Origin of the sequence: Capnocytophaga sputigena, from assembly GCF_002302495.1 — a bacterium.
Taxonomy (GTDB): Bacteria; Bacteroidota; Bacteroidia; order Flavobacteriales; family Flavobacteriaceae; genus Capnocytophaga; species Capnocytophaga sputigena.
Genome location: NZ_CP022379.1, coordinates 2,545,880 through 2,566,961 on the forward strand (window position 1 = coordinate 2,545,880; position 21,082 = coordinate 2,566,961).

20 protein-coding genes are annotated in these 21,082 nt (G+C 39.9%); 3 read left to right on the plus strand and 17 right to left on the minus strand.

The features are described 5' to 3' along the window. Window positions 1-55: 55 nt before the first annotated feature. From CGC57_RS11490 to serC, 3 genes are read left to right on the plus strand one after another with little or no spacing between them, the layout of a single operon-like run. The gene (locus CGC57_RS11490; RefSeq protein ID WP_009412912.1) at window positions 56-337 is read left to right on the plus strand and encodes a GNAT family N-acetyltransferase; all 282 of its coding nucleotides are present in this window, start codon (window positions 56-58) and stop codon (window positions 335-337) included. A gap of 27 nt (window positions 338-364) precedes the next feature. Beyond that, window positions 365-1,330, plus strand: a complete 966-nt coding sequence (locus CGC57_RS11495; RefSeq protein ID WP_095899233.1) for a D-2-hydroxyacid dehydrogenase — start codon at window positions 365-367, stop codon at window positions 1,328-1,330. Beyond that, complete coding sequence (serC, locus tag CGC57_RS11500) at window positions 1,317-2,378, plus strand: 3-phosphoserine/phosphohydroxythreonine transaminase (RefSeq protein WP_095899234.1); 1,062 nt, start codon at window positions 1,317-1,319, stop codon at window positions 2,376-2,378. The genes CGC57_RS11495 and serC overlap by 14 nt, the downstream gene beginning before the upstream one ends. 77 nt (window positions 2,379-2,455) lie before the next feature. On the opposite strand, the gene metG is transcribed toward serC, so the two are convergent. The 17 genes from metG to CGC57_RS11580 form a co-directional block, all read right to left on the minus strand. Then, window positions 2,456-4,522 (minus strand): methionine--tRNA ligase, encoded by a 2,067-nt coding sequence (gene metG / locus CGC57_RS11505; protein WP_095899235.1) that lies wholly within the window; start codon window positions 4,520-4,522, stop codon window positions 2,456-2,458. Window positions 4,523-4,603: 81 nt separating this feature from the next. Next, a complete protein-coding gene (locus CGC57_RS11510; RefSeq protein ID WP_095899236.1) occupies window positions 4,604-7,333 on the minus strand; it encodes a PD-(D/E)XK nuclease family protein in 2,730 nt (909 codons plus the stop codon). Window positions 7,334-7,470: 137 nt separating this feature from the next. After that, complete coding sequence (locus tag CGC57_RS11515) at window positions 7,471-8,283, minus strand: hypothetical protein (protein WP_095899237.1); 813 nt, start codon at window positions 8,281-8,283, stop codon at window positions 7,471-7,473. 15 nt (window positions 8,284-8,298) lie between these two features. Further along, window positions 8,299-8,925: a rhomboid family intramembrane serine protease gene (locus CGC57_RS11520; RefSeq protein WP_095899238.1), complete on the minus strand. Its 627-nt coding sequence runs from the start codon at window positions 8,923-8,925 to the stop codon at window positions 8,299-8,301. A gap of 13 nt (window positions 8,926-8,938) precedes the next feature. Beyond that, window positions 8,939-10,417, minus strand: a complete 1,479-nt coding sequence (locus CGC57_RS11525; protein ID WP_095899239.1) for a YfcC family protein — start codon at window positions 10,415-10,417, stop codon at window positions 8,939-8,941. Continuing rightward, complete coding sequence (locus CGC57_RS11530; RefSeq protein WP_095899513.1) at window positions 10,414-11,526, minus strand: DUF8184 family protein; 1,113 nt, start codon at window positions 11,524-11,526, stop codon at window positions 10,414-10,416. Before CGC57_RS11530 ends, CGC57_RS11525 begins: the two co-directional genes overlap by 4 nt. 10 nt (window positions 11,527-11,536) lie before the next feature. Continuing rightward, on the minus strand, window positions 11,537-12,472 hold the full coding sequence (locus tag CGC57_RS11535) for a phospholipase D-like domain-containing protein (RefSeq protein ID WP_095899240.1): 936 nt from the start codon (window positions 12,470-12,472) through the stop codon (window positions 11,537-11,539). 55 nt (window positions 12,473-12,527) lie between these two features. Continuing rightward, window positions 12,528-13,067, minus strand: coding sequence for a hypothetical protein (locus CGC57_RS11540; protein ID WP_095899241.1), 540 nt, complete (start codon window positions 13,065-13,067; stop codon window positions 12,528-12,530). 8 nt (window positions 13,068-13,075) lie between these two features. Then, on the minus strand, window positions 13,076-13,459 hold the full coding sequence (locus CGC57_RS11545; RefSeq protein ID WP_095899242.1) for a hypothetical protein: 384 nt from the start codon (window positions 13,457-13,459) through the stop codon (window positions 13,076-13,078). 8 nt (window positions 13,460-13,467) lie between these two features. Then, window positions 13,468-14,493 carry an endolytic transglycosylase MltG gene (mltG, locus tag CGC57_RS11550; protein WP_095899243.1) on the minus strand — a complete coding sequence of 342 codons (1,026 nt, stop codon included), beginning with the start codon at window positions 14,491-14,493 and terminating at the stop codon, window positions 13,468-13,470. 12 nt (window positions 14,494-14,505) lie between these two features. Further along, the gene (locus tag CGC57_RS12940; RefSeq protein ID WP_002677359.1) at window positions 14,506-14,658 is read right to left on the minus strand and encodes a hypothetical protein; all 153 of its coding nucleotides are present in this window, start codon (window positions 14,656-14,658) and stop codon (window positions 14,506-14,508) included. 6 nt (window positions 14,659-14,664) lie between these two features. Further along, the gene (locus CGC57_RS11555) at window positions 14,665-15,084 is read right to left on the minus strand and encodes an HXXEE domain-containing protein (RefSeq protein WP_095899244.1); all 420 of its coding nucleotides are present in this window, start codon (window positions 15,082-15,084) and stop codon (window positions 14,665-14,667) included. Between the two features lie 125 nt (window positions 15,085-15,209). Then, window positions 15,210-17,444 carry a polyribonucleotide nucleotidyltransferase gene (locus tag CGC57_RS11560; RefSeq protein WP_095899245.1) on the minus strand — a complete coding sequence of 745 codons (2,235 nt, stop codon included), beginning with the start codon at window positions 17,442-17,444 and terminating at the stop codon, window positions 15,210-15,212. Window positions 17,445-17,566: 122 nt separating this feature from the next. Next, the gene (gene rpsO / locus CGC57_RS11565; RefSeq protein ID WP_002677173.1) at window positions 17,567-17,836 is read right to left on the minus strand and encodes a 30S ribosomal protein S15; all 270 of its coding nucleotides are present in this window, start codon (window positions 17,834-17,836) and stop codon (window positions 17,567-17,569) included. A 99-nt stretch (window positions 17,837-17,935) separates the two neighbouring features. Next, window positions 17,936-18,376, minus strand: coding sequence for a deoxycytidylate deaminase (locus tag CGC57_RS11570; protein ID WP_095899246.1), 441 nt, complete (start codon window positions 18,374-18,376; stop codon window positions 17,936-17,938). Further along, on the minus strand, window positions 18,339-19,265 hold the full coding sequence (locus CGC57_RS11575; protein ID WP_095899247.1) for a bifunctional riboflavin kinase/FAD synthetase: 927 nt from the start codon (window positions 19,263-19,265) through the stop codon (window positions 18,339-18,341). The genes CGC57_RS11570 and CGC57_RS11575 overlap by 38 nt, the downstream gene beginning before the upstream one ends. Continuing rightward, window positions 19,262-21,034 carry an AMP-dependent synthetase/ligase gene (locus CGC57_RS11580; protein WP_095899248.1) on the minus strand — a complete coding sequence of 591 codons (1,773 nt, stop codon included), beginning with the start codon at window positions 21,032-21,034 and terminating at the stop codon, window positions 19,262-19,264. Before CGC57_RS11580 ends, CGC57_RS11575 begins: the two co-directional genes overlap by 4 nt. Window positions 21,035-21,082: the final 48 nt, after the last annotated feature.

Consider the following 21,082-nt stretch of genomic DNA (forward strand, 5'->3'; position numbering starts at 1 on the left):
AACTTTTTGTTGAATAATACATATTACTAATTAAAAAACTAAAAAACGCAATACAATGGAAGTAATAGACAGTGAATTCTCACGCCAGTACCAAGCCAAAATCAATGGTGAACTTGCCTTTGTAGACTACGCTATACAAGAGCGCAAAATATTCTTTACCAAAACCTTATTGCCAGAAGCGACCGATGAAGCCCTTATCGATGAGTTCTTCAAAGGGGTCTTAGCGCTGGTAGCCCAGAAAAAATATAGGGTTGTGCCTGTGTGTCCTGTGGCTATTGCTTTTTTCAAACGCAATAAGGAATATAAAGATGTATTACCCGCTGGCATCCGAATATAAAATAGTAAATCATTAATTGTCAATTATATGAAAGCCGTATTTTTAGACCGCAATACGCTCTCTGAGCGCATAGATGTAGATATCCCAAAAGGGGTAGTTCAATGGGTTGCTTTCCAAAAAACTGCCCCCGACGAAATTGTTCAACGCCTCAAACCCGCTGATATAGCTATAGTAAATAAGGTAAAAATTGATGAGAGTATCCTCAGGCAGCTGCCTAACCTCAAGCTCATCCATCTCACCGCTACGGGTATGGATAATATCGATAAAGAAGCAGCCAAAGCATTGGGCATAGAAGTGAAAAATGTAGCTGGCTACTCTACCGAGAGTGTTACCGAACACTTTTTTATGATGTTGCTTTCAGCTATGCGCGCTCTCAAGACCTATCACGAAAATGTAAGCGATGGCACTTGGCAAAAAGATGGTCGTTTTTGTCTTACTGAACCTCCAGTGTTTGAATTGCACGGCAAAACCTTAGGAATCATAGGGGTAGGTAATATCGGTAAAGCTATTAGCAAAGTAGCTGAAGCCTTCGGTATGAAAGTGCTATGGGCTGAACGTCAAGGCAAAGCACCACGTAGCAAAGAATATACTGATTTTGATAAAGTATTAGCGCAGAGCGATATCATTTCCCTCAACTGCCCGCTTACCCCTGAGACCAAACATTTAGTAAATGAAGACTTTGTGTCTAAACTTCGCAAAAAACCATTGCTCATCAATATGGCGCGCGGTGCAGTAGTCGATCCTCAAGCAGTATACGAAGCTATTGAAAGTAACCGCATTATGGGCTTTGCTACCGACGTATTTGAGAGCGAACCTCCTTTGGCTACTGATCCTCTTCTAAAAATAGCCGATCATCCTCGTGTGATTTATACTCCTCACGTAGCTTGGGCAAGTGAGTATGCACAAGATAAATTGTGGCGCATCCTCAAACGCCAAGTTGAAGAATTTATTGTAAAATACAAAGCAGAACACAAACAAAATGAAAAAGCATAATTTTAGTGCAGGTCCCTCTATTTTAGCTCCCGAGGTATTCCAAAAAGCCTCTCAAGCCTTGTTAGATTTTGAAGGGACAGGCTTATCGGTAATAGAAGTATCTCACCGCAGTCCAGAGTTTGTACGCGTGATAGAACGCGCGCGTGCTTTGGCATTGGAAATCGCTGGTTTAGATGATTCGTACACCACACTCTTCTTACAAGGGGGAGCAAGTATGCAATTCCTAATGGTGCCTTACAACCTGCTCGAAACCAAAGCTGCTTATATAGATACAGGAACTTGGGCTAACAAAGCTCAAAAAGAAGCTGCGCTCTTTGGCAATACCGAAGTAATCGCTTCCTCTAAAGCTGATGGTTATAAGTACATTCCTAAGAATGTAATTGTTCCTACAGATGCTAACTATCTGCACATCACTACCAATAATACTATCTATGGTACTGAATTTCACAGCTTGCCACAAACTGATATTCCTTTGGTAGCCGATATGAGTTCTGATATTTTCTCGCGCCCATTAGACTACAAACAGTTTAGTTTGATTTATGCCGGTTCACAGAAGAATTTAGGCGCTTCGGGCTCTACTTTGGTGATTGTGAAGAAAGATATATTAGGTAAGGTAAGCCGTAAGCTGCCTTCAATGATGGACTATCAGTTGCACATCAAAAACGATAGTATGTTCAATACACCTTCTACTTTTGCAGTATATGTGAACTTATTAGTACTCGAGTGGATACAAGCACAAGGTGGATTGCAAGCCTTAGGCAAACGCAACCAAGCTAAAGCCGATTTGCTTTACGGAGAAATCGACCGCAATCCATTAGTAGTAGGCTATGCTAACAAAGAAGACCGCTCTCTAATGAATGTAGTGTTCAACCTCACCGATGAAAGCACCAAAGAACGTTTTGATACTTTGTGTAAAGAAGCCAATATCAGTGGGATAAAAGGACACCGCAGCGTAGGAGGCTATCGCGCTTCTATCTATAATGCTTTGCCTTTAGAAAGTGTACAAGTATTAGTGGATGTACTCAAAGAATTTGAACGCACTGCATAATACATCTTTTAGTTGAAACAATAAAAGAGCCCCCAAAGAGCAAATACTCTTGGGGGCTTTTTATTCAATGAAAAAACTTATTTTACTTCAATACCATTGGCAATTCCCTCGGCATCAGGGTTGATGAAGGTGTATTTGCCTTCACTATTCTCTACCATTAGTATCATTCCTTGACTTTCTACACCGCGTAGTTTGCGAGGAGCAAGGTTCACTAAAACAGTTACTTTTTTGCCAATAATCTCTTCAGGAGCAAAACTTTGCGCAATTCCTGAGACGATAGTGCGCTGGTCGATACCTGTATCTACTTTTAAGATAAGGAGTTTATCGGCTTTAGGCATCTTTTCAGCTTCCAAAATAGTACCAATACGAATATCCATTTTTGCAAAATCATCATAACTGATGAGCTCTTTTTGTGGAGCTACAGTTACTTCGGTATTGGCTTGAGCTTCTTGTTTGTTCGCTAATTTGGTGTTCTCTAAACGTTGTAACTGCTTTTCGATAGCAGCATCTTCAATTTTTTCGAAAAGGAGTTCCGCAGTGCCAATGCGATGTCCTGCTTTTAGCAATTCGGTGGCATTTGTTTTTAGGTTCTCCCAAGTGATAGCCCCCAATTGCAACATACGTTTCAGTTTCTCAGAAGTGAAAGGCAAGAAAGGTTCGCTGGCAACTGCCAAAGCAGTGGCAATTTGCAAAGCGACGTACATTACTGTTTTTACGCGTTCAGGGTCAGTTTTGATGAGTTTCCAAGGCTCTTCATCGGCTAAATACTTATTGCCTAAGCGCGCCATATTCATCAGTTCTTGTTGAGCTTCACGAAAACGATAACGCTCTAACGATTGTTCTATCTTCTCGGTGAGTTCTGTGATTTGGCGAAGCGTTTCGGTGTCTATGTCGTTGAATTCTCCTGCAGCAGGTATAACTCCTTCGTAATATTTCTGCGTTAGCACAGCCACGCGATTGATGAAATTACCAAAGATAGCCACAAGCTCGTTGTTGTTGCGCGCTTGGAAGTCTTTCCACGTAAAGTCGTTGTCTTTGGTTTCAGGAGCGTTGGCGGTAAGGGCATAGCGCAATACATCTTGCTGATTAGGAAAATCTTGCAAGTACTCGTGTAACCATACTGCCCAGTTTTTGGAGGTAGAGAGTTTGTTGCCTTCTAAGTTGAGGAACTCATTGGCAGGAACGTTAGTAGGCAATATATAGCTGCCTTCGGCTTTGAGCATTGCAGGGAAGATGATGCAGTGGAACACGATGTTATCTTTCCCAATAAAATGCACTAATTCAGTGTTTTTATCTTGCCAATAAGGACGCCAATCTTTGCCTTCGCGTTCAGCCCATTCTTTAGTAGATGAGATATAACCGATAGGCGCATCAAACCACACATAGAGCACTTTGCCCTCAGCGCCTTCTACAGGTACAGGAATTCCCCAGTCAAGATCACGAGTTACAGCGCGTGGTTTTAACTCGTCATCAAGCCAACTTTTCACTTGCCCATATACATTGGGTTTCCAATCGGATTTATGACCTTCTAATATCCATTTTTCCAGAAACTCTTGGTAGCGATTGAGGGGCAAAAACCAGTGTTTGGTAGCTTTTAGCGTAGGTTTGCTTCCTGTGATTGACGATTTAGGGTCGATGAGATCGGTAGCGTTGAGCGAACTACCACAACGCTCACATTGGTCGCCGTAAGCCTCGGGGTTGCCACATTTTGGGCAAGTACCAATCACAAAGCGGTCAGCAAGGAATTGGTGCGCTTCTTCGTCGTAGAGTTGTTCTGATATTTCTTCTATAAAATCACCTTGTTCATATAGTTTTTTGAAGAAATCGGAAGCTGTTTGGTGATGAATAGCGGCAGAAGTGCGCGAATAATTATCGAATGAAATGCCAAAATCGGCAAATGATTGCTTGATAATCGCGTGGTATTTATCGATAATAGCCTGAGGGGTAGTACCTTCTTTTTTAGCTTTGATAGAGATTGCTACTCCGTGTTCATCGCTTCCGCAAATAAAGGCTACATCGTTGTTTTTCAATCGTTGATAGCGTGCAAAAATATCGGCTGGCACATATACTCCCGCCAAGTGACCAATATGGATAGGTCCATTGGTATAGGGTAAAGCCGCCGTAATGGTATAACGTTTAGACATCTTTTGAGTTTTGAATTATGAATTTGAACGGCAAAAGTACAAATAATTTGTCAATTAGCCAATTTGTCAATTAGCTAATTGTTAGGATTTTTCATAGAAAGGGATTGTGATATCAAAGATTTCGCGCAAAAGCTCTTCGGTATATTCATTGTACAAAGCGAGAGTTTGAGCGGTTACATCATAGTCTTTTACCTTGTCGATATAGGTATGGAAAGGCAAAAGACCTTTTTGCAAACGCTTGAATGATAGGTTGGCAACTATCATTTTTTCATTGATATTTAGGTGTTTGGTAATCATATAAGCATAAGTGAGCAGCTGGAAGGCTTTGCCGTACTTAATATCGGTAATGAGGTTATTCCAATCTTTGATGCGCACATCGGTTTCCTCTACAATACCCGTTTTGTAGTCGATAATGTGCAACACCCCATTGCGCCTATCCACACGGTCGATAATCCCCTTGAAATAGATAGGGAAGGGGAGGTGAGGAGCTTGGAAAGGTATCTTTATTTTCTGTTCTAAATAGAGAGGAATAATTTCGGTACCACTTTTTATTTCGTTGAGTTCTAAAGCTAAAAAACTGCGTACATACTTTTCTATTACATTGAAGATGAGCCAGTTTTTGCCCGTTCTAAAATCAGTACTTCTATATTCTTCCTCAAAGCGTTTTTCGATAGTAGGGAGTACCAAAGGTTGCATTTTTTTGATATGCTCTTCGGTGAGTATTTCGTTTAAGAAAGGCGTGTACAAATCTTCTAAAGTGCCGTGAACAATATTTCCAAAAGTACGTGCTTCAACAGTTTCTTCTACCTCTTTTTCTTCGTATATATGCAGTACTTGTTGCTCGTAGAAAGTGAGCGGATTGCGGATGTAAGTAGTTAGTGCTGAAGGTGAAATGCCTTTCTCGGCAAGGACTTTTAGCGCATCGATTACAGCAGTTGTTTTTTCGATGGTAAGCGGTCGCAATATGGCTGGATATACTTCAGGAGCTTTGATTTGGTGTATCACCTTGTGGGTGGGGATTTTCTCAGCTAACAATTGGAGGATAAACCTACTTTTTTCTTTGCTTTTCAGGCTGTCCATCTCGGTGTCGTAAAACAAGTGTACTTGCTTGGCACGCTGCAAAATGCGGTAGAAGTTATAGCTATACACGGCATCGCGTTCCTTGAAAGTAGGTAGTTCTAACACGTGTTTCACATCGTAAGGAATAAGCGAATCACCACTTTTGCCTAACGGAAGTACCCCTTCGTTTACTGAGGTGATAATCACGCGGTCGAAATCCAAACTACGGCTTTCCAGCACCCCCATAACTTGCAAGCCTTCCAAAGGCTCGCCGCGGAAATTGAGCGAACTCTTCTGTAAGACATCTAAATAGAAATGATAAAGCGTTTTCACCGAATCGATATAGCCGTATTGCTCTTGCAACTGCTTCAACTGATTGAATAACTGAAAGAAGCGATAAGCATACTCTTGAGTGAGTAGGTGAGTATTGCTCTCAGGGTCTATTTGTGCTTTTAGGCGATAGATAAGCGTAATAGCATTGTCGATAAGGGTAGTGATGAGAGCCTTGCCTTTGGCATCGGGGAATAGCAAAGTAAGCATTTCGTGTTCGGATTCATCTACCGACTCAAATAGCTTTTTACGAGTGATATAAGTGAGGTTGTGCGTTTTGATATACTGCGAAATATGGCGTACCACTTCTTCTTTCAGTAAGGTGTGCAAGAAAGGTTGAGAGAGCAGGTTCAGTATATCTTTATGATAAAAACTCTTGGAGAGATGCAAGCGGAAATAGGCGACAAAAAGGTCGTTGAGAGGCGTTTGCTGCAAAGGGTAACCCATCGTGATGTTCACACTTGTTTTGGGTTGTACAGCTTGTAGCACGGGGATGAGCAGATTCTCATCGGCGATGATGAGGGCAGTTTTTTCCAATGCTTTGGTAGGCGTGTTTTTGAGTAGTTCGGCTACACTATGCGCCTGATTGATGCTTTTGGGTACTCCCGTGAGATAGAGTTCTTTTTCTTTTTCGTAATTGCTTTGTATGAACTTAGGTTTGTGAGTTTGGTAATAGCGCCAACTGTTAGTATATTTGCGCAAGAAGAACCCTGCATCGTGAGTAGGGTTGTTCAAAAAATAAGTATCGCCATCCCAATAAATTTCACCGCCTATATCCATTAATATAGATTGAATCACGTGCTGTTCTGCTTTGGAAAGGGCGTTAAAACCGACGAATATATGAATAGTATTAGTGTGTGTTTGCAGGTATTTGGGGAGTTTTTCAACAGCTTTTTTAGCGATGAAACCGCCATAACCTTTACCCATTTCGGTGAGTTTGCGGTTGAGAGCGAAATAGTAATCGCCGAGGCTATTCCAGAAAGCTAAGTGCTTTTTCTGCATCTCGCTAAGCTCGTCCATACCCGACCAGTGTTCGGCTTCTTTGAGGGCGTGGATATAAGGAAAAATCTTATCGGGGTTTACTAAATACTGGTCGATTTCGCTAAAATCTTTGAGAGCCGTTTGTCCCCAGCTGAGGAACTCTTCAAAGCTATCGGGGGTGTCTTTACAAGTTTTTGTGTAGCAATCGTAAAACTCAAAAAGCAAAGGCAAATTGCTGATAGGCTGTACCCCTGAAATACGTGTAAATAGGTCGGCTATACCGATGAACTCAGGAGCAATAGTAGCCTGCTTTACCTGCTCGGCAAAGTGTTTTTTGAGGAAGAGCGCAGGGCGTTTCCCTGTAGTAACAAACACAAGGCGCTCTATCTTATCGGGATAGTTTTCTAAAACATCGGTAATAACTTCTTGTAAATAACTCATAATCAATTAACAATTGACAATTAACAGTTAACAATTTGTCCTCCCAATATCTAATAGTGAGTACTCGTTAGCTTTCCAGAAAGGGGACAATTTGTAAATATAGTTGTAAATCAGCTTTGTATAAAGTTTTTTATATTTTAATTTCTGAATTCTAAAAAAGATGGATGAGAGCGTTGGTTGTTTTGAGGGTTGTTGCTGTTTCTCTTTCTATTTCTGTTTTTGTTTTTAGAGTTGGATAGTATTATTAAACCTATAGAAGCTAATAAAAGGAGTACTCCAAAACCAATACAAGCTATTTTGGCAAGTAAGGACATATCACTTTCTTCATAAGCAGCAAGCAAAAGGATTGCAGCAAAGCCAAGTATTGCTATTGGAATAGTGATACGAAAAACTACAATCCCCAGCATTTGCTTGTAACGCGTCATATCTTTACCCAAAGCATAAAGCACAATTCCTACGAGGAGAAAATCAAAAAACAAGGCAAAGAAAATCATTACGGATAGCATTTTATAGAATCCTCTATCTGTTATAAACACATTTCCTGTAGAGGGATTGTAGTTTACTTTGCAATACATTGTTTCTTCCTTGTAAGAATATGAACTATTGTAATGCACAGCTTCCTTTGTAATTGTATCTTCTTGTGAGGTTACTAACTGAAACACAGGTACTTTTACGGTAACTTCTATTGTATGGTCGCTACTATCTGTTTTCTCTCTTGTTTCATATACAAAATCTACGATTTTAGCGTTGTAAGTTTCACTTTGGTTTAAGTCTTTTATATATTGAACAACGGTTATCGGGAGCAATATCCCAGCTAAAGTAATGGGGGATACTATTGCAAAAAAGATAAGATAAGTAAAAATACTGGATTGAGGGCGAAATCGCTTTACAAAGTAATAAGTAAGGAGTATTGCTATTAAAAGAAGTATGTAGATAATAGAAGAGCCCATAATTTTCTAATTTCCTTATTTTTTTAATAACCGCACTCCCATATAGCCTAAAGGCAATGCCATAACTCCCAAATAGAAAGCGTGTTGTATCACTATCTCAGGGGCATAAACTACTACTACTGCCAGACCAAAGAGCGCACCCCCTAAGTGAGCTGTGTGCCCTAAGTTGTCACCTTTTTGTGGGTTGAACATCATAAATACTGAATAGCCAAAGTACAATGCTCCAAAGAGCCAACCTGGTAAGAAGTTTACACTCAATGTTTTAGGATATAGAGCAATAGCGGCAAAGATAATCCCCGATACAGCTCCCGAAGCTCCTATGGCAGAGTAATAGGGTTGATGTTTATAGATACGCAAACTAAAGATACTCCCCAGTAGCATTGATCCAAAATAGATGAGCAAAAATAGTAGGTTACCCATAGAACCGATAATCACATCTTGAAAGAAATAGAGTGAAATCATATTAAAAATGAGGTGTTGCCAATCGGCGTGGAGGAAACCAGAAGATAACAGACGCACATAATCGCCTTTTTGCACCGCTCCTACATTGAACTTGTAGCGGTTGAAGAAACTCGCATTGTTGAAACCTTGATAGCTTATTGCAATTGTAGCAACAAGAATAATGATAAAAGTGATATTCATAAGTTTTGTATTTTTAAATCCATAATAAAATAGTGAGTACTACTATAAGAATGAGTGCTAGTGGTGAGATGAAGCGTAACCACTGTTTGTAGTTGATATTTACCATTGCTAGTGAAGGCAATATGAGTCCGGTAGGGGTGATAAAAGCCATTATTCCCATTCCAAAGAGGTAGGCATTCACCACACTATGTCCTTCTACTCCTACAACTGAAGCTAATGCCCCTATAATAGGCATCGTGAGCACTGCCATTCCGGAGGAGGAAGCTATAAACAAACTGAGTAGCCCAAAAATAAGCATTAGCATTGGCAGAAAGACCATAGGCGACATTTCTTGCACAAGGTCGGTAGCGTAATGCAAAATAGTACCCGATATTTGTCCGTCGTTCAATATAAACGATACACCTCTGGCTATCCCAATGATAAAAGCAACGCCTAACAAATCACGGGCTCCTGCCATAAATTGAGTAATAAATTGCTGTTCACCACAGCGTTGCAAGAATGCAATAGCAATGGCAGCAACCAAAAAGAGAGCAGTCATATCCATAAAATCCCATTCCCACTGCGATACGCCTATGATCATAATCACAAATGAGAACGCAAATACTAAGAGCTCTATTTTGGTAGAAAGTTTGAGTGAAGCGGTAGGTTCGGAGCTGTTAGAAGCATATATTTCGGGAATAGCTACTCCATATACAATTGATTTTTCGGGGTGTTTGCGCACTTTTTCGGCATAGCGGATAATATAAATAATACTTATCACAACACACAAAAACAAAGCTATGATGCGAATACTCAATCCCGATGTCCAATCTACCCCCGCGGCATCGGAAGCGATAATCACTGCAAACGGATTGGTAGTTGATGCCAATGTACCTATGTTGGCACCTATGTAGATTACAGCCAACGGTACCATTAGGTCGTAGCCTGCTGCCAAGAAAATAGGAACTATCATAGGGTAGAACACAAAAGTTTCTTCGGCTAAGCCAAAAGATGTTCCTCCTAATGCTAAAAGAGTAGTGAGTAGAATAATAAGGATACCCTCACGTCCTTTGAGTTTGTGAGCCAAATAGCCAACTCCCATATTTAGAGCTCCCGAACTGTTGAAAACGCCTATAAATCCGCCTAATACTAATACGAACAATATAATGTCAATAGTGTCGTAAATTCCTTTGATAGGAGCGAAGAGCACTGATTTAACACCTTGATAATGCGGTTGGCTCTGTACATACGTATTGGGAATTGAGATAGGTTTGCGTATTTTCTCTTCTTTGAATTTGCTTAACTGAATGTTGATACCCAAATCCTTGAGTTGTTCTTGTGTAGCAGGTAGAGCATAAGTACTATCGGAAGTGTGAATTACAAAAGTATTGTTTGCTTTGTTATACTGTAAGGTGTTATAAGCCCCCGAAGGTAATAAAAAAGTAAGGCTGGCAGCTAAAATAATTACCAGCATTAGTACTGTATAGGGAGTAGGGAATTTTAGTTTTTTCATTGGTTTGTTACATTGATTACTTCTTCAATGAAGTGTAATACAAAATCGCTGTTTTTCAGTTCGTAACTGAGACTTATAGGGGTAATGTTTTTGATAAGCAGTTTGCCATTCTGGTCGCGAGTATATCGTTTTTCTGTAGAGGTAAGGGTTATTTTGCCTTTTTGCATAGTGATGTTTTGTAACTCATAAAGTTGCCACTCTGTACGATGGTCGGCAAAGAATACTTTTTCCTCGATAATCTTGGTGTTGGCAATCACGTATTTGCCTTGTAGTTCGCCATTTTCATTGATTCCCATTGGGAAGACATCAAAACCGCCGTTTTCTTGGAAAATATCAATCACCTCTCCACTCTCATCGTATTGTATGGGGCGTAGTTCTTTGAGCTTTCCATTTTCGGTAACCAAAGTAATACTACTCCAGTGTTTTTTATGTTTGGTTAAGAGTACTTGCCCAGTATGTAAATCGTAAATAGTTTTAATCCACACCTTATCCGATGGATATTGTGCCAAGAAGCAGAAGTGCTGAAGTTTATCTCTTGAAAGCACTTCAAAAGATAATTCGCTGTAGTCAGGTTTTACTTGTACATTGTAAAGAGGTAGAGGAAAAGGGTCGCCATAAGGGTTTTCATCATAATAGAATTGATGTGTATTAGGATCATAATCCAAACACGCAAAGTTTTCCTCTTCTATACCTCCTAATACTACTGAAAACCAATCAAAACCACCTATTTCTACCCTGCAATAATACAAATCTATTATTGTAGGGATAGGCTTAAAGCCATACGCCAAGGCTGCTTCACGAATAAAATCAGTAAGCTCTTTGGTATAGCCAAGATACAAAAATCCCCAAAGGAATTCAGGCATTTCTTCTTCCTCTGGGTTATTAAAAGTAGAGAGTTGCTCGCAGAGGGTTTGTATAGCTTCTGCGAGGTAAGTCTGTTTGTCTGTGGCTTGGTCAGCTTTTTCTAATTTAGCCAAGAAAGCCTCCAAATATGTGTTACAATCGGTGATGTTTTCTTCAGTATAGTAGCGGTCTTCCTCAATAGTTGTTGAGAGTTCTGCACGCATTTGGGCGATGATTTGGTCTTTTTGAGTAATGAATTGGGACATTTGTTTTATTTTATGATTGTTTGGCATAGCAACTATAACACAAAGGTGTTGCTACGGTTACTTTTTTCTCTTCACCACAACAATGGCAGTACTTTTCTTCATAAAAACGATTACCATACTTCGCCCACTCCTGATAACAACTATAGCATAGAGGTCTCAGTGGGTCTAAAGGAATAACTGTATTACAACGTATGCAATGTCCTTTCTTTTCTTGTGGAGCAGCTTGAGCAATAGGTTGTACTATTTCTTGTGTTATAGCTTGTGGAGTCTCCTCTTGTACTGCTTTTTCAGGTGCAGGCTCTCTTTCTGTGCGTTGTCTGTTCTCCGCATTTACATAGTTTTCAGGCACAAAAGAAGAGTAACGGATAGGTTTTACAGCTCTGTTAGAGAGTACATCATCTACCAAATCCAAATGTATAGTAGAGCCTACATAGTCTTTTGCCAGACCTAAAAACTTCTTGTTGTAGTTAGGGCGTTTGGCAAAGATAGTGTAACCGCTGTCGAGCACACTCATAATAGTATTTTTAGAAGTCTCGAAGAAGTTGTTTTTGTTCACAAGGTCGGTGAGGGCTTTTTCGGCAAGTACGCCAAACTCTACATTGTTTACCAAGGAATAGTCCATAAGGTTCATAGAGGTAATGACCGACTGTTTTTCGTTCGCATAATACTTGCCGTGTAATTCGGGGATATAAACAATGGTGATATTAGGGAAGTTTAAAAAATATTCTATTTCTTCGCGCTTGAAACTACGCTCTTTATTGCGTTCATTTTTGCCAAAGCCAATGAGAATATGCAGTTTGGAGTTATGGAGGTGTTGCTTAAAGATATTGTCTTTGAGGTAATCACCCAGCTGAATATAAGGCGAAATGATGATAAGTTCTTTTTCTGCCTTAAAAAGAGTGTCGTAAATAGTGTCGGATAGCGGTTTTCCTGTTAAAAAGTCCATAGTATATTTTTTTTATTATGAGGCAAAGGTAATAGTTAATTAGCAAATTAGCAAATTAGCAAATTTGTTGGTTGTTAGTGATTGATTGGAATAATTTATATCCTATATATTTTTTGAAATTGGGGTGTGTATTTCTATAGAAACAATCCCAATAACTGGCAATACGGCTCTCTATACGCTTTTGGTAGAGAGGATTGGCACGAAAGAAGACCTTCAATCTATCACGAGTGTTATTAGGAAGTTCGCGGTGAAGCACTTCTAATATTTCTATCACATAATCACCAAAAAGTTTGGCTATAAAGGGCAAGGCAAAATCTTCTTTTACTGCTAACAATTCTCTTAGGTAAAATTCTCTTAAATGACCATTACAATGACACAAATACAAGCAATTAAGCATTTGCTCTTGAACCAAAGTCAGGTTTTGAGTGTTGAATTCTCCAAAATAGACTCTTTGAGGTAACTCTAAAACTTCTCCATTGAGGCAAACGACTTCCGTTCCTATAGTTTTGAAACTCTTAGGGTCATTTTGCTGTAGAAAATCTGCAATTTTACCAGCATCTTTGTGTAAATAAGAGGGAAAGGCTTTTTGTATCATTATTTGTCTTATTTTTGTAAAGGAGAGGTATCATAACCCAATGATTGCAAAAAAAGTAAACCGTTTAAAGGAACTGTTTTGTTGCTGTCTGTCCAACCTTGTGTTTCTGCCCAATCAATAAGTTTGGGGATGTATTTAGGTTCATTAAGGTTGATATTATCCTTGGTTTGTGTAGTTTTATTTAACAAATTGATGTTGCCATTGAGGGGTTGCCCCATAAACTCATCTTCAATGGTAATAAAATCAATACACAAGGGCGTATTTTTCTCTCCACTTAAGAAAATACGCACAGAAAGTAATGAGGTATTATCTCCTTTAGTGTTGTAAGCAGTATTTACACGATATAAATACTCTTGACCTTTATGAACTAATTTGCGTAATTTCTGTTTCATAATTATTTTTATTTAACGCCTTTTTCATCAGCCCATTTGTGATATTTTTTAGCTTCTTGAGCGTGTTGCAAAAAGGTGCGTGAGAACTTGTGATAACCAAAGTTTTCAGTATCGGCAGCAAAGAAGAAATAATCGTGTTGTTCGGGATTGAGTACCGCTTCAATAGATGATATATCGGGCATAGAGATAAGTCCCACAGGTAAACCGTAATTTTGATAGGTATTATAAGGATTTTCCAAACTTGTATGCAGTCCTGTAACGCGTTTGATAACGAGTGTGTAGTCTCCCAGATGGTTTTTGTAACCAAAAATAGCAGTAGGGTCGGCTTGCAACATCATATTGCTATGCAAGCGGTTGAGGTAAACTCCGGCAATGCGTGGGCGCTCATCAACTTTAGCAGTTTCTTTTTGTACGATAGAAGCCAATATACTGACCCCTATAGGCGTAAGGTCTTGCTTTTGAGCTTGAGCTTTGCGTTCAGGCGTCCAAAAACGCTCATACTCTTTGAGCATACGGTCGCGAAATTCTTCTGCCGAGGTATTCCAATAAAACTCATAGGTATTAGGAATGTACATCGCCAATGCAGTAGCATCGGTGAAACCGTTTTCTTTGAGGAAGTTAGGGTTTAAGAAAGCACGCATTAGAGTAGCGCTATCGGGTTCTATTTGAGTAGCAATGCGCCCAGCAAAATCTTCTAATCGCTCCTGATTGTTGAATTTGAGTTTTACAGGAGTATTGCGATTGCGGAGTGTGCGCACAATATCTATATTGGTAGCCCCTTTTTTGATGATGTATTTACCTGCTTTTACTTTATCGGCATAGCCCATACGTTTGGCTACTTGAGTAAAAGAGGTAGGGTCTTTCAGTAGTGGACTCATCACGTGTAATACCTCGCTAAAATCAGCTCCTGTAGGGATATATACTATTTCTTCTTTGGTTTGAAAGGCTGTATTACCTACCAATACAGCGCGATAAATAAAGAAGCCTACTACGGCTACAGCGGCTATAACCGCTCCTATAATCCATTTTTTCATAGTTGTTTTATTTTAAAATTTCCATTCTATGGTTTTGTCTTCTTTTTCTCGAAATTCCTTTTCTTTAGCAATCTCATTTTGTAGATGCTTAGCATACCGACCGAAGTTCAACAAGGTTTCTAAACTAAGTGCTCTGTAAGTTTGTTTGATTTCTGAAATAGTCATTGGTTTCTATCTTTTAAACAACTGATACCCCCATTTCGGGATGAGATAAACGCCTATGAGACAGGTTACCATTACGGGTGAATAGGAATGGGTGAAATAGCTTATTAAGATATGCCATACCAAGAAGAAAGTCAATCCTGTGAGGTATATCCCAAGAGCAATTCTTGTAGCTTTTTCGCTCTTTCGACATAAAAAAGCAATGACTGCTACCAAAGTAAGTTGCCCAATAGAAGCCCACACAAAATATTCAGGGTGAGCTTTTGCTAAATGAGCATTCTTAGCAATTCTAGGGAGTTGTAACCATTGGGGTATCTTATCTACAAAGTCGATATACCATTGCCAGAATGAAATACTCTCTTCTACTTGATGCAAAGCGTGTAGTCCCATTATAGGTAACCATAAATGTATGTATCTATTGGTTTGCATTTTGCAAATCTTTTATCTGATGGCAAAGATACTAAAAAAAAGAAAAACCGAAAACTTTATACTATAAAAGTACCAAATCTTCGGTTTTAAAAATATTATGAATACAAAAATTCTATAACATACGTCTATTCTTGACGTGGTTTTTGGTTATTATTGTGTCCTTTAGGGCGGTCGTTACGAGGTTTACCATTGTATGGTTTATCCGATTTTGGACGGTCTTCTCTCGCAGGACGGTCAGGACGCTCTTCGCGTGGTGGACGTGGCAACAAGGCTTTGCGTGATACTCTTGTTTTCTTAGTTTTAGGGTCGATGCCAAGGTATTTCACTTCTATGATATCACCTTCTTTAAGAGCGTCTTCTATTTTTTCGATTCTATCCCAAGATACTTCTGAGATATGGAGCAATGAATCTTTACCAGGTACAAACTCTACAAAAGCACCGAACTCTACCAAGCGTACTACTTTTACAGTGTAAGTTTCTCCTTCTACAGGTTCAAATTTCACTGCGTTTACAGCTTCGATAGCTTCTTGGATACCTGCTTCATCAGTACCTAAGATTTCTACAACACCCAATTCGCCCACTTCTTCCACCACAATGGTAGTATTGGTACGCGCTTGTAAGTCTTGAATATTCTTACCACCTGTACCAATGAATGCCCCGATGTACTCTTTAGGCATATCCATCTTAACGATTTTAGGCGCGTGAGGTTTCACAGTTGGGTTAGGTTGAGCAATCGTATCGGTGATTTTACCTAAGATGTGCATACGTCCTTCGCGGGCTTGGTTTAAGGCTTTTTCAAGTATTTCGTAAGAAAGACCTTTGATTTTGATGTCCATTTGGCAAGCGGTAATACCATCGGCAGTACCGGTTACTTTGAAGTCCATATCACCTAAGTGGTCTTCATCACCTAAGATATCAGAAAGTACTGCATAACGTTCGCCATCGGTGATGAGTCCCATAGCAATACCCGATACAGGTTTTACCATTTGTACCCCTGCATCCATTAAGGCTAAAGTACCTGCACACACAGTTGCCATTGAAGATGAACCGTTAGATTCCAAAATTTCAGAAACTACACGAACGGTATAAGGGCAATCCTCAGGAATCATACGTTTAAGGGCGCGTTGTGCCAAGTTACCGTGACCTATCTCACGGCGTGAAGTTCCGCGCAATGGGCGTGCTTCACCAGTAGAGAAAGGAGGGAAGTTGTAATGCAAGTAGAAACGTTCTTCACCTTGTTCTGAAGGCAAATCGATTACGTTTGCTTCGCGTGAAGTACCCAAAGTAACGGTAGTAAGTGATTGGGTTTCACCACGTGTAAAGATAGATGAACCGTGTGCTGATGGCAAGTAGCTTACTTCACACCAGATAGGGCGTATTTGAGTAGTGTTACGACCATCTAAACGGATGTTTTCATTTAAGATAAGATTACGAACAGCTTCTTTTTCAGCATCTCCAAAATAACGAGAGATGATAGGAGTAAGCTCTTCTAATTCCTCTTCGGTAAAGAGCGCCAAACACTCTTCTTTTACAGCCGCGAATTTCTCACCGCGTTCTTGTTTAGTAGTATTTTCTTTGGCTATAGCATAACATTTATTGTAAGCCAAATCGTATATTTTTGCTTTTACTTCTTCGTTTTCTACCTCAGGCTCGTAAGTACGTTTTTCAGTTTTACCTACTTTTTCAGCTAAACGCAATTGTGCTTCAATATGAGGTTTGATAGCTTCGTGTGCAAATTTGATAGCTTCAGCCATATCTTTTTCGCTCACTTCGTCCATTTCACCTTCTACCATTGCCACGAAGTCTTTAGAAGCACCTACCATAATATCAATATCAGAGGCTTCTAATTGTTCACGGCTTGGGTTTACGATAAACTGACCGTTTACACGACCTACGCGTACTTCGGAAATAGGACCATCGAACGGAATGTCAGAAACTGCTAAACAAGCAGAAGCAGCAAGACCTGCTAAAGCATCAGGCATTACATTCTCATCGTGAGAGATAAGCTGAATCATCACTTGTGTTTCAGCGTGATAATCTTTAGGAAATAGAGGGCGCAATACGCGGTCTACCAAGCGCATTGTCAAGATTTCTTGATCACTAGGGCGAGCTTCACGTTTGAAGAAGCCTCCAGGGAAACGACCTGCTGCTGCAAACTTCTCACGATAGTCTACAGTAAGAGGTAAAAAGTCAGTTTCAGGATTAATTTCTTTTGCAGATACTACAGTAGCCAATAGCATTGCATTTCCCATTTGCACCACAACAGCACCGTCGGCTTGTTTAGCCAACTTGCCAGTTTCGATAGTGATGGTACGACCATCACCTAATTCGATGATTTCTTTTTTTACTTCTGGAATCATTGTGAATTGTTAATTGTAAATTAATAAATTTTTTATTAGTTGTGTTGTGGGCTTTAGGGTTTTTAACCAATGAAAAACTGCTGTAATAAACAAAAGGAGGCACAAAGCCTCCTTAGTATTGCTTATTTTCTGATGTTTAGTTCTTTGATAATCGCACGGTATCTCTCGATATCGTTGTTTTTCAAATAATCGAGCAAACTTCTGCGTTTACCTACCAATTTCACCAATGAACGCTCGGTATTGAAATCTTTGCGATTTACTTTCAAGTGTTCTGTAAGGTGATTGATTCTAAGGGTAAAAAGAGCGATTTGCCCTTCTGCTGAACCAGTGTTGGTTTCTGAACCTGCGTACTTTTTAAAAATTTCCGCTTTTACTTCTTTAGTTAAATACATTCCAATATTAATTTAATGATTATTATGTACAAATTTTTTCGGGCGCAAAGGTAGTAAAAATTTTCTAACTACCAAAGAAATAGCACTTATTTTTATTTTTTATTCACTTACATCTTCTAAGTGGACGAGTTCTACACCTGCTTTTTCGAGGAAAGCTAAGCCCTCGTTGTCGCGATAGCCTTCCTTATACACCACGCGTTTGATACCCGATTGATAGATGAGTTTGCTACATTCTTTGCAAGGCGACATTGTGATGTAGAGCGTTGCTCCTTCCGATGATTGGGTAGATGAGGCAACTTTCATTATCGCATTGGCTTCGGCGTGCAATACATACCAATGAGTATTGCCTTCCTCATCTTCGCAACAGTTGTAAAAACCGGTGGGTGTACCATTGTAACCGTCAGAAATAATCATACGGTCTTTTACCATTATAGCACCTACTTGCTTGCGTTGTGAATAGGAGAGTTTAGCCCATTCCATTGCCATACGCATATAGGCTTTGTCATACCGCAATTGCTTTGCGCGCTGCTGTTTCGTCATCTTGTAATTGTTTTTTAAGGAGGTCGATAGTAGCAAATTTCTGTTCTTCACGTAGGTATTGTACAAACTCAATGGTAAGTTTTTGGTCGTAAAGGTCGCCGTTGAAGTCAAAGAAATAGACTTCAATAGAAGCTCCTTTCCCTTCGATAGTAGGGTTCTTGCCAATGCTCATCATTCCATACACTTTTCGTGCGCCAATGTAACTATACACGGCATATACGCCATCTTTAGGAATGAGTTTATATTCTTCGGTTACTTGTATATTAGCCGTAGGGTAGCCTAAGGTACGCCCCAATTTAAGTCCGTGTACTACCCTGCCTGTGAGGCTATAAGGAGTCCCGAGATAATGAGCGGCAGTGGTAACGTCGCCTTTGTTCAATGCCTCTCTAATTTTGGTGGAACTCACCGATACTTCATCTACTTCTTGCACCGATATTTCTTCTACAGCAAATCCATACTTTTTACCAAATAAACACATATCGTCTATATTAGCAGTACGATTGCGCCCAAAACGGTGGTCATAACCAATGATCACCGTTTTTACATTGAGGCGTTGTACTAAGATAGTACTTACGAACTCCTCAGCAGTAAGTTGAGCAAAAGCCTCATTAAAGGGTTGCACGACGAGCAAATCGACACCTAATTGCTGGAGTAGTTGCTTTTTCTCTTCCAAAGTGTAAATAAGTTTTAAGCCTTTGTCGTGTTGTACCACCATTCGCGGATGCGGAAAAAAAGTGAATACAGTAGCTAAAAGCCCCTCTTGACGTGCAGTGGTTACTACTCTTTCAACAATTTTTTGATGTCCTAAATGGACGCCATCAAACGTGCCTATGGTGAGCACCGTAGGCTGTTGGGTAGTAAAAGTAGTAATATCGGTTATTTCTCTCACTTGTTGTAGAACTTGTTGTAAATGTCTATGTATTTTTCTTTAATAACACGTCGTTTGAGTTTGAGGGTAGGGGTGAGGTGACCACCATCTATTGTCCATTCATCTGGGGTGAAATCAAAAAGTTTTACTTGTTCCCACTTGCCGAGATGACTATTTACTTTTTCAACTTCTTTGGCAATACGGTCGTGAACCGCTTGATTTTGTATGATTTCTTCGTTGGTTTTACCTAATTGTACTTTGTGACGGCGCGCCCATTCTTTTACAAATGGGAAATTGAGCTGAATAATAGCAGCAGGCATTTTTTCGCCTTCGCCTACTACCATTACATTCTCAATAAAGCGAGAGAGTTTCAACTGGTTTTCTATCAGCTGAGGCGATACGTACTTACCGCCTGAAGTTTTGAAGATTTCCTTTTTGCGGTCAGTGATTTTAAGGAAGCCATCAGCGTCAAGCTCACCTATATCGCCTGTGTGGAAGAAACCATCGGTGATGTTTTGATCCGTTTGCTCGGGGTCTTTATAGTAGCCTAACATTACGTTTTCGCCTTTCACAAGTATTTCACCGTCTTCGGCAATTTTTACATCTATATTCACAATAGGTTTCCCTACGGTACCTATTTTCCAATATCTACCCGATTCGCGGTTTACTGCAATAACGGGAGCGGTTTCGGTAAGACCATAACCTTCCATAATTTTCAGCCCTGCGGCAGAGAACACCTTAGCCAAACGCGGGGAGAGAGCAGCGCTCCCTGAGACAATCATCTGTATACGCCCGCCTAAGGCTTCGCGCCATTTACTAAAGATGAGTTTGCGCGCTAATTTTAATTTGAATTGATACCAAGCGCCATTGGCTCCATAAGGTTCATACTTGAAACCCAATTCGAGAGCCCAAAAGAAGAGTTTGCGTTTAATGCCTTTGAGTTCAGCACCTTTTGCAAAGATTTTGTCGTAAATCTTCTCTATGAGTCGGGGTACAACTGTAATGATATGTGGTTTTACTTCGCGTAAGTTATCACTGATTTTATCGAGAGATTCAGCAAAATAAATGCTTAGACAATCGTACTGATACAAATAGGTGAGCATACGCTCAAACACGTGGCACACAGGCAAAAAGCTGAGTGCTGTAGAGCCTTCGGCAATAGGCAAACGGTCTTGGCAGTTCAGTATGTTAGAGATGATATTCCAATGAGAGAGCATTACCCCTTTTGGGCGGCTGGTAGTGCCCGAAGTATAAATGATAGTCGCCAAATCGTCTTTCTGTATGCTCTCTTTGCGCGCTTCCACTTCTGCTTGATTGCTCTCATCGGCGCCTAAATCGAGGATTTCTTGCCAATGATGAGCATAGGGAACTTCGTTGAAGGTAAAAATAGTTTTTAGATGAGGCAATTTATCTTGGATAGAAGAGATTTTCTCCCATAGTTCTTTATCGGAAACGACACAGAATTTACATTCCGAATGGTTGAGGATATACTCGAAATCCTCTAAGTTGATAGTGGGATAGATAGGTACGTTCTGTGCGCCTACTTGCAGGATGCCGATATCCATTATGTGCCATTCGGTGCGATTAGTACTTGAAATGACCGCTATTTTATCATTTTTTTCAATGCCTAAGCGCAATAAGCCTCGGCTTACGGTATTCACTTTTTGGATATATTCAGCGGTAGAGGTTTTTTTCCACTCACCGTTGTATTTAGTAGCAAAAGCGACCTCTAAAGGGTGTTTAGATTGTTGATAATAAGGTATATCGAATAAACGATTTACGGTATTCATTGGTTTAAATTTTTGTTACAGAGGGCAAAAGTAATAAATAATTACGAA

Bases quoted from the DNA above. Each gene is read 5' to 3' on its own strand.
- CGC57_RS11490 (WP_009412912.1), top strand. From the start codon at position 56: ATGGAAGTAATAGACAGTGAATTCTCACGCCAGTACCAAGCCAAAATC.
- CGC57_RS11495 (WP_095899233.1), top strand. From the start codon at position 365: ATGAAAGCCGTATTTTTAGACCGCAATACGCTCTCTGAGCGCATAGAT.
- serC (WP_095899234.1), top strand. From the start codon at position 1,317: ATGAAAAAGCATAATTTTAGTGCAGGTCCCTCTATTTTAGCTCCCGAG.
- metG (WP_095899235.1), bottom strand. From the start codon at position 4,522: ATGTCTAAACGTTATACCATTACGGCGGCTTTACCCTATACCAATGGA.
- CGC57_RS11510 (WP_095899236.1), bottom strand. From the start codon at position 7,333: ATGAGTTATTTACAAGAAGTTATTACCGATGTTTTAGAAAACTATCCC.
- CGC57_RS11515 (WP_095899237.1), bottom strand. From the start codon at position 8,283: ATGGGCTCTTCTATTATCTACATACTTCTTTTAATAGCAATACTCCTT.
- CGC57_RS11520 (WP_095899238.1), bottom strand. From the start codon at position 8,925: ATGAATATCACTTTTATCATTATTCTTGTTGCTACAATTGCAATAAGC.
- CGC57_RS11525 (WP_095899239.1), bottom strand. From the start codon at position 10,417: ATGAAAAAACTAAAATTCCCTACTCCCTATACAGTACTAATGCTGGTA.
- CGC57_RS11530 (WP_095899513.1), bottom strand. From the start codon at position 11,526: ATGTCCCAATTCATTACTCAAAAAGACCAAATCATCGCCCAAATGCGT.
- CGC57_RS11535 (WP_095899240.1), bottom strand. From the start codon at position 12,472: ATGGACTTTTTAACAGGAAAACCGCTATCCGACACTATTTACGACACT.
- CGC57_RS11540 (WP_095899241.1), bottom strand. From the start codon at position 13,067: ATGATACAAAAAGCCTTTCCCTCTTATTTACACAAAGATGCTGGTAAA.
- CGC57_RS11545 (WP_095899242.1), bottom strand. From the start codon at position 13,459: ATGAAACAGAAATTACGCAAATTAGTTCATAAAGGTCAAGAGTATTTA.
- mltG (WP_095899243.1), bottom strand. From the start codon at position 14,493: ATGAAAAAATGGATTATAGGAGCGGTTATAGCCGCTGTAGCCGTAGTA.
- CGC57_RS12940 (WP_002677359.1), bottom strand. From the start codon at position 14,658: ATGACTATTTCAGAAATCAAACAAACTTACAGAGCACTTAGTTTAGAA.
- CGC57_RS11555 (WP_095899244.1), bottom strand. From the start codon at position 15,084: ATGCAAACCAATAGATACATACATTTATGGTTACCTATAATGGGACTA.
- CGC57_RS11560 (WP_095899245.1), bottom strand. From the start codon at position 17,444: ATGATTCCAGAAGTAAAAAAAGAAATCATCGAATTAGGTGATGGTCGT.
- rpsO (WP_002677173.1), bottom strand. From the start codon at position 17,836: ATGTATTTAACTAAAGAAGTAAAAGCGGAAATTTTTAAAAAGTACGCA.
- CGC57_RS11570 (WP_095899246.1), bottom strand. From the start codon at position 18,376: ATGACGAAACAGCAGCGCGCAAAGCAATTGCGGTATGACAAAGCCTAT.
- CGC57_RS11580 (WP_095899248.1), bottom strand. From the start codon at position 21,034: ATGAATACCGTAAATCGTTTATTCGATATACCTTATTATCAACAATCT.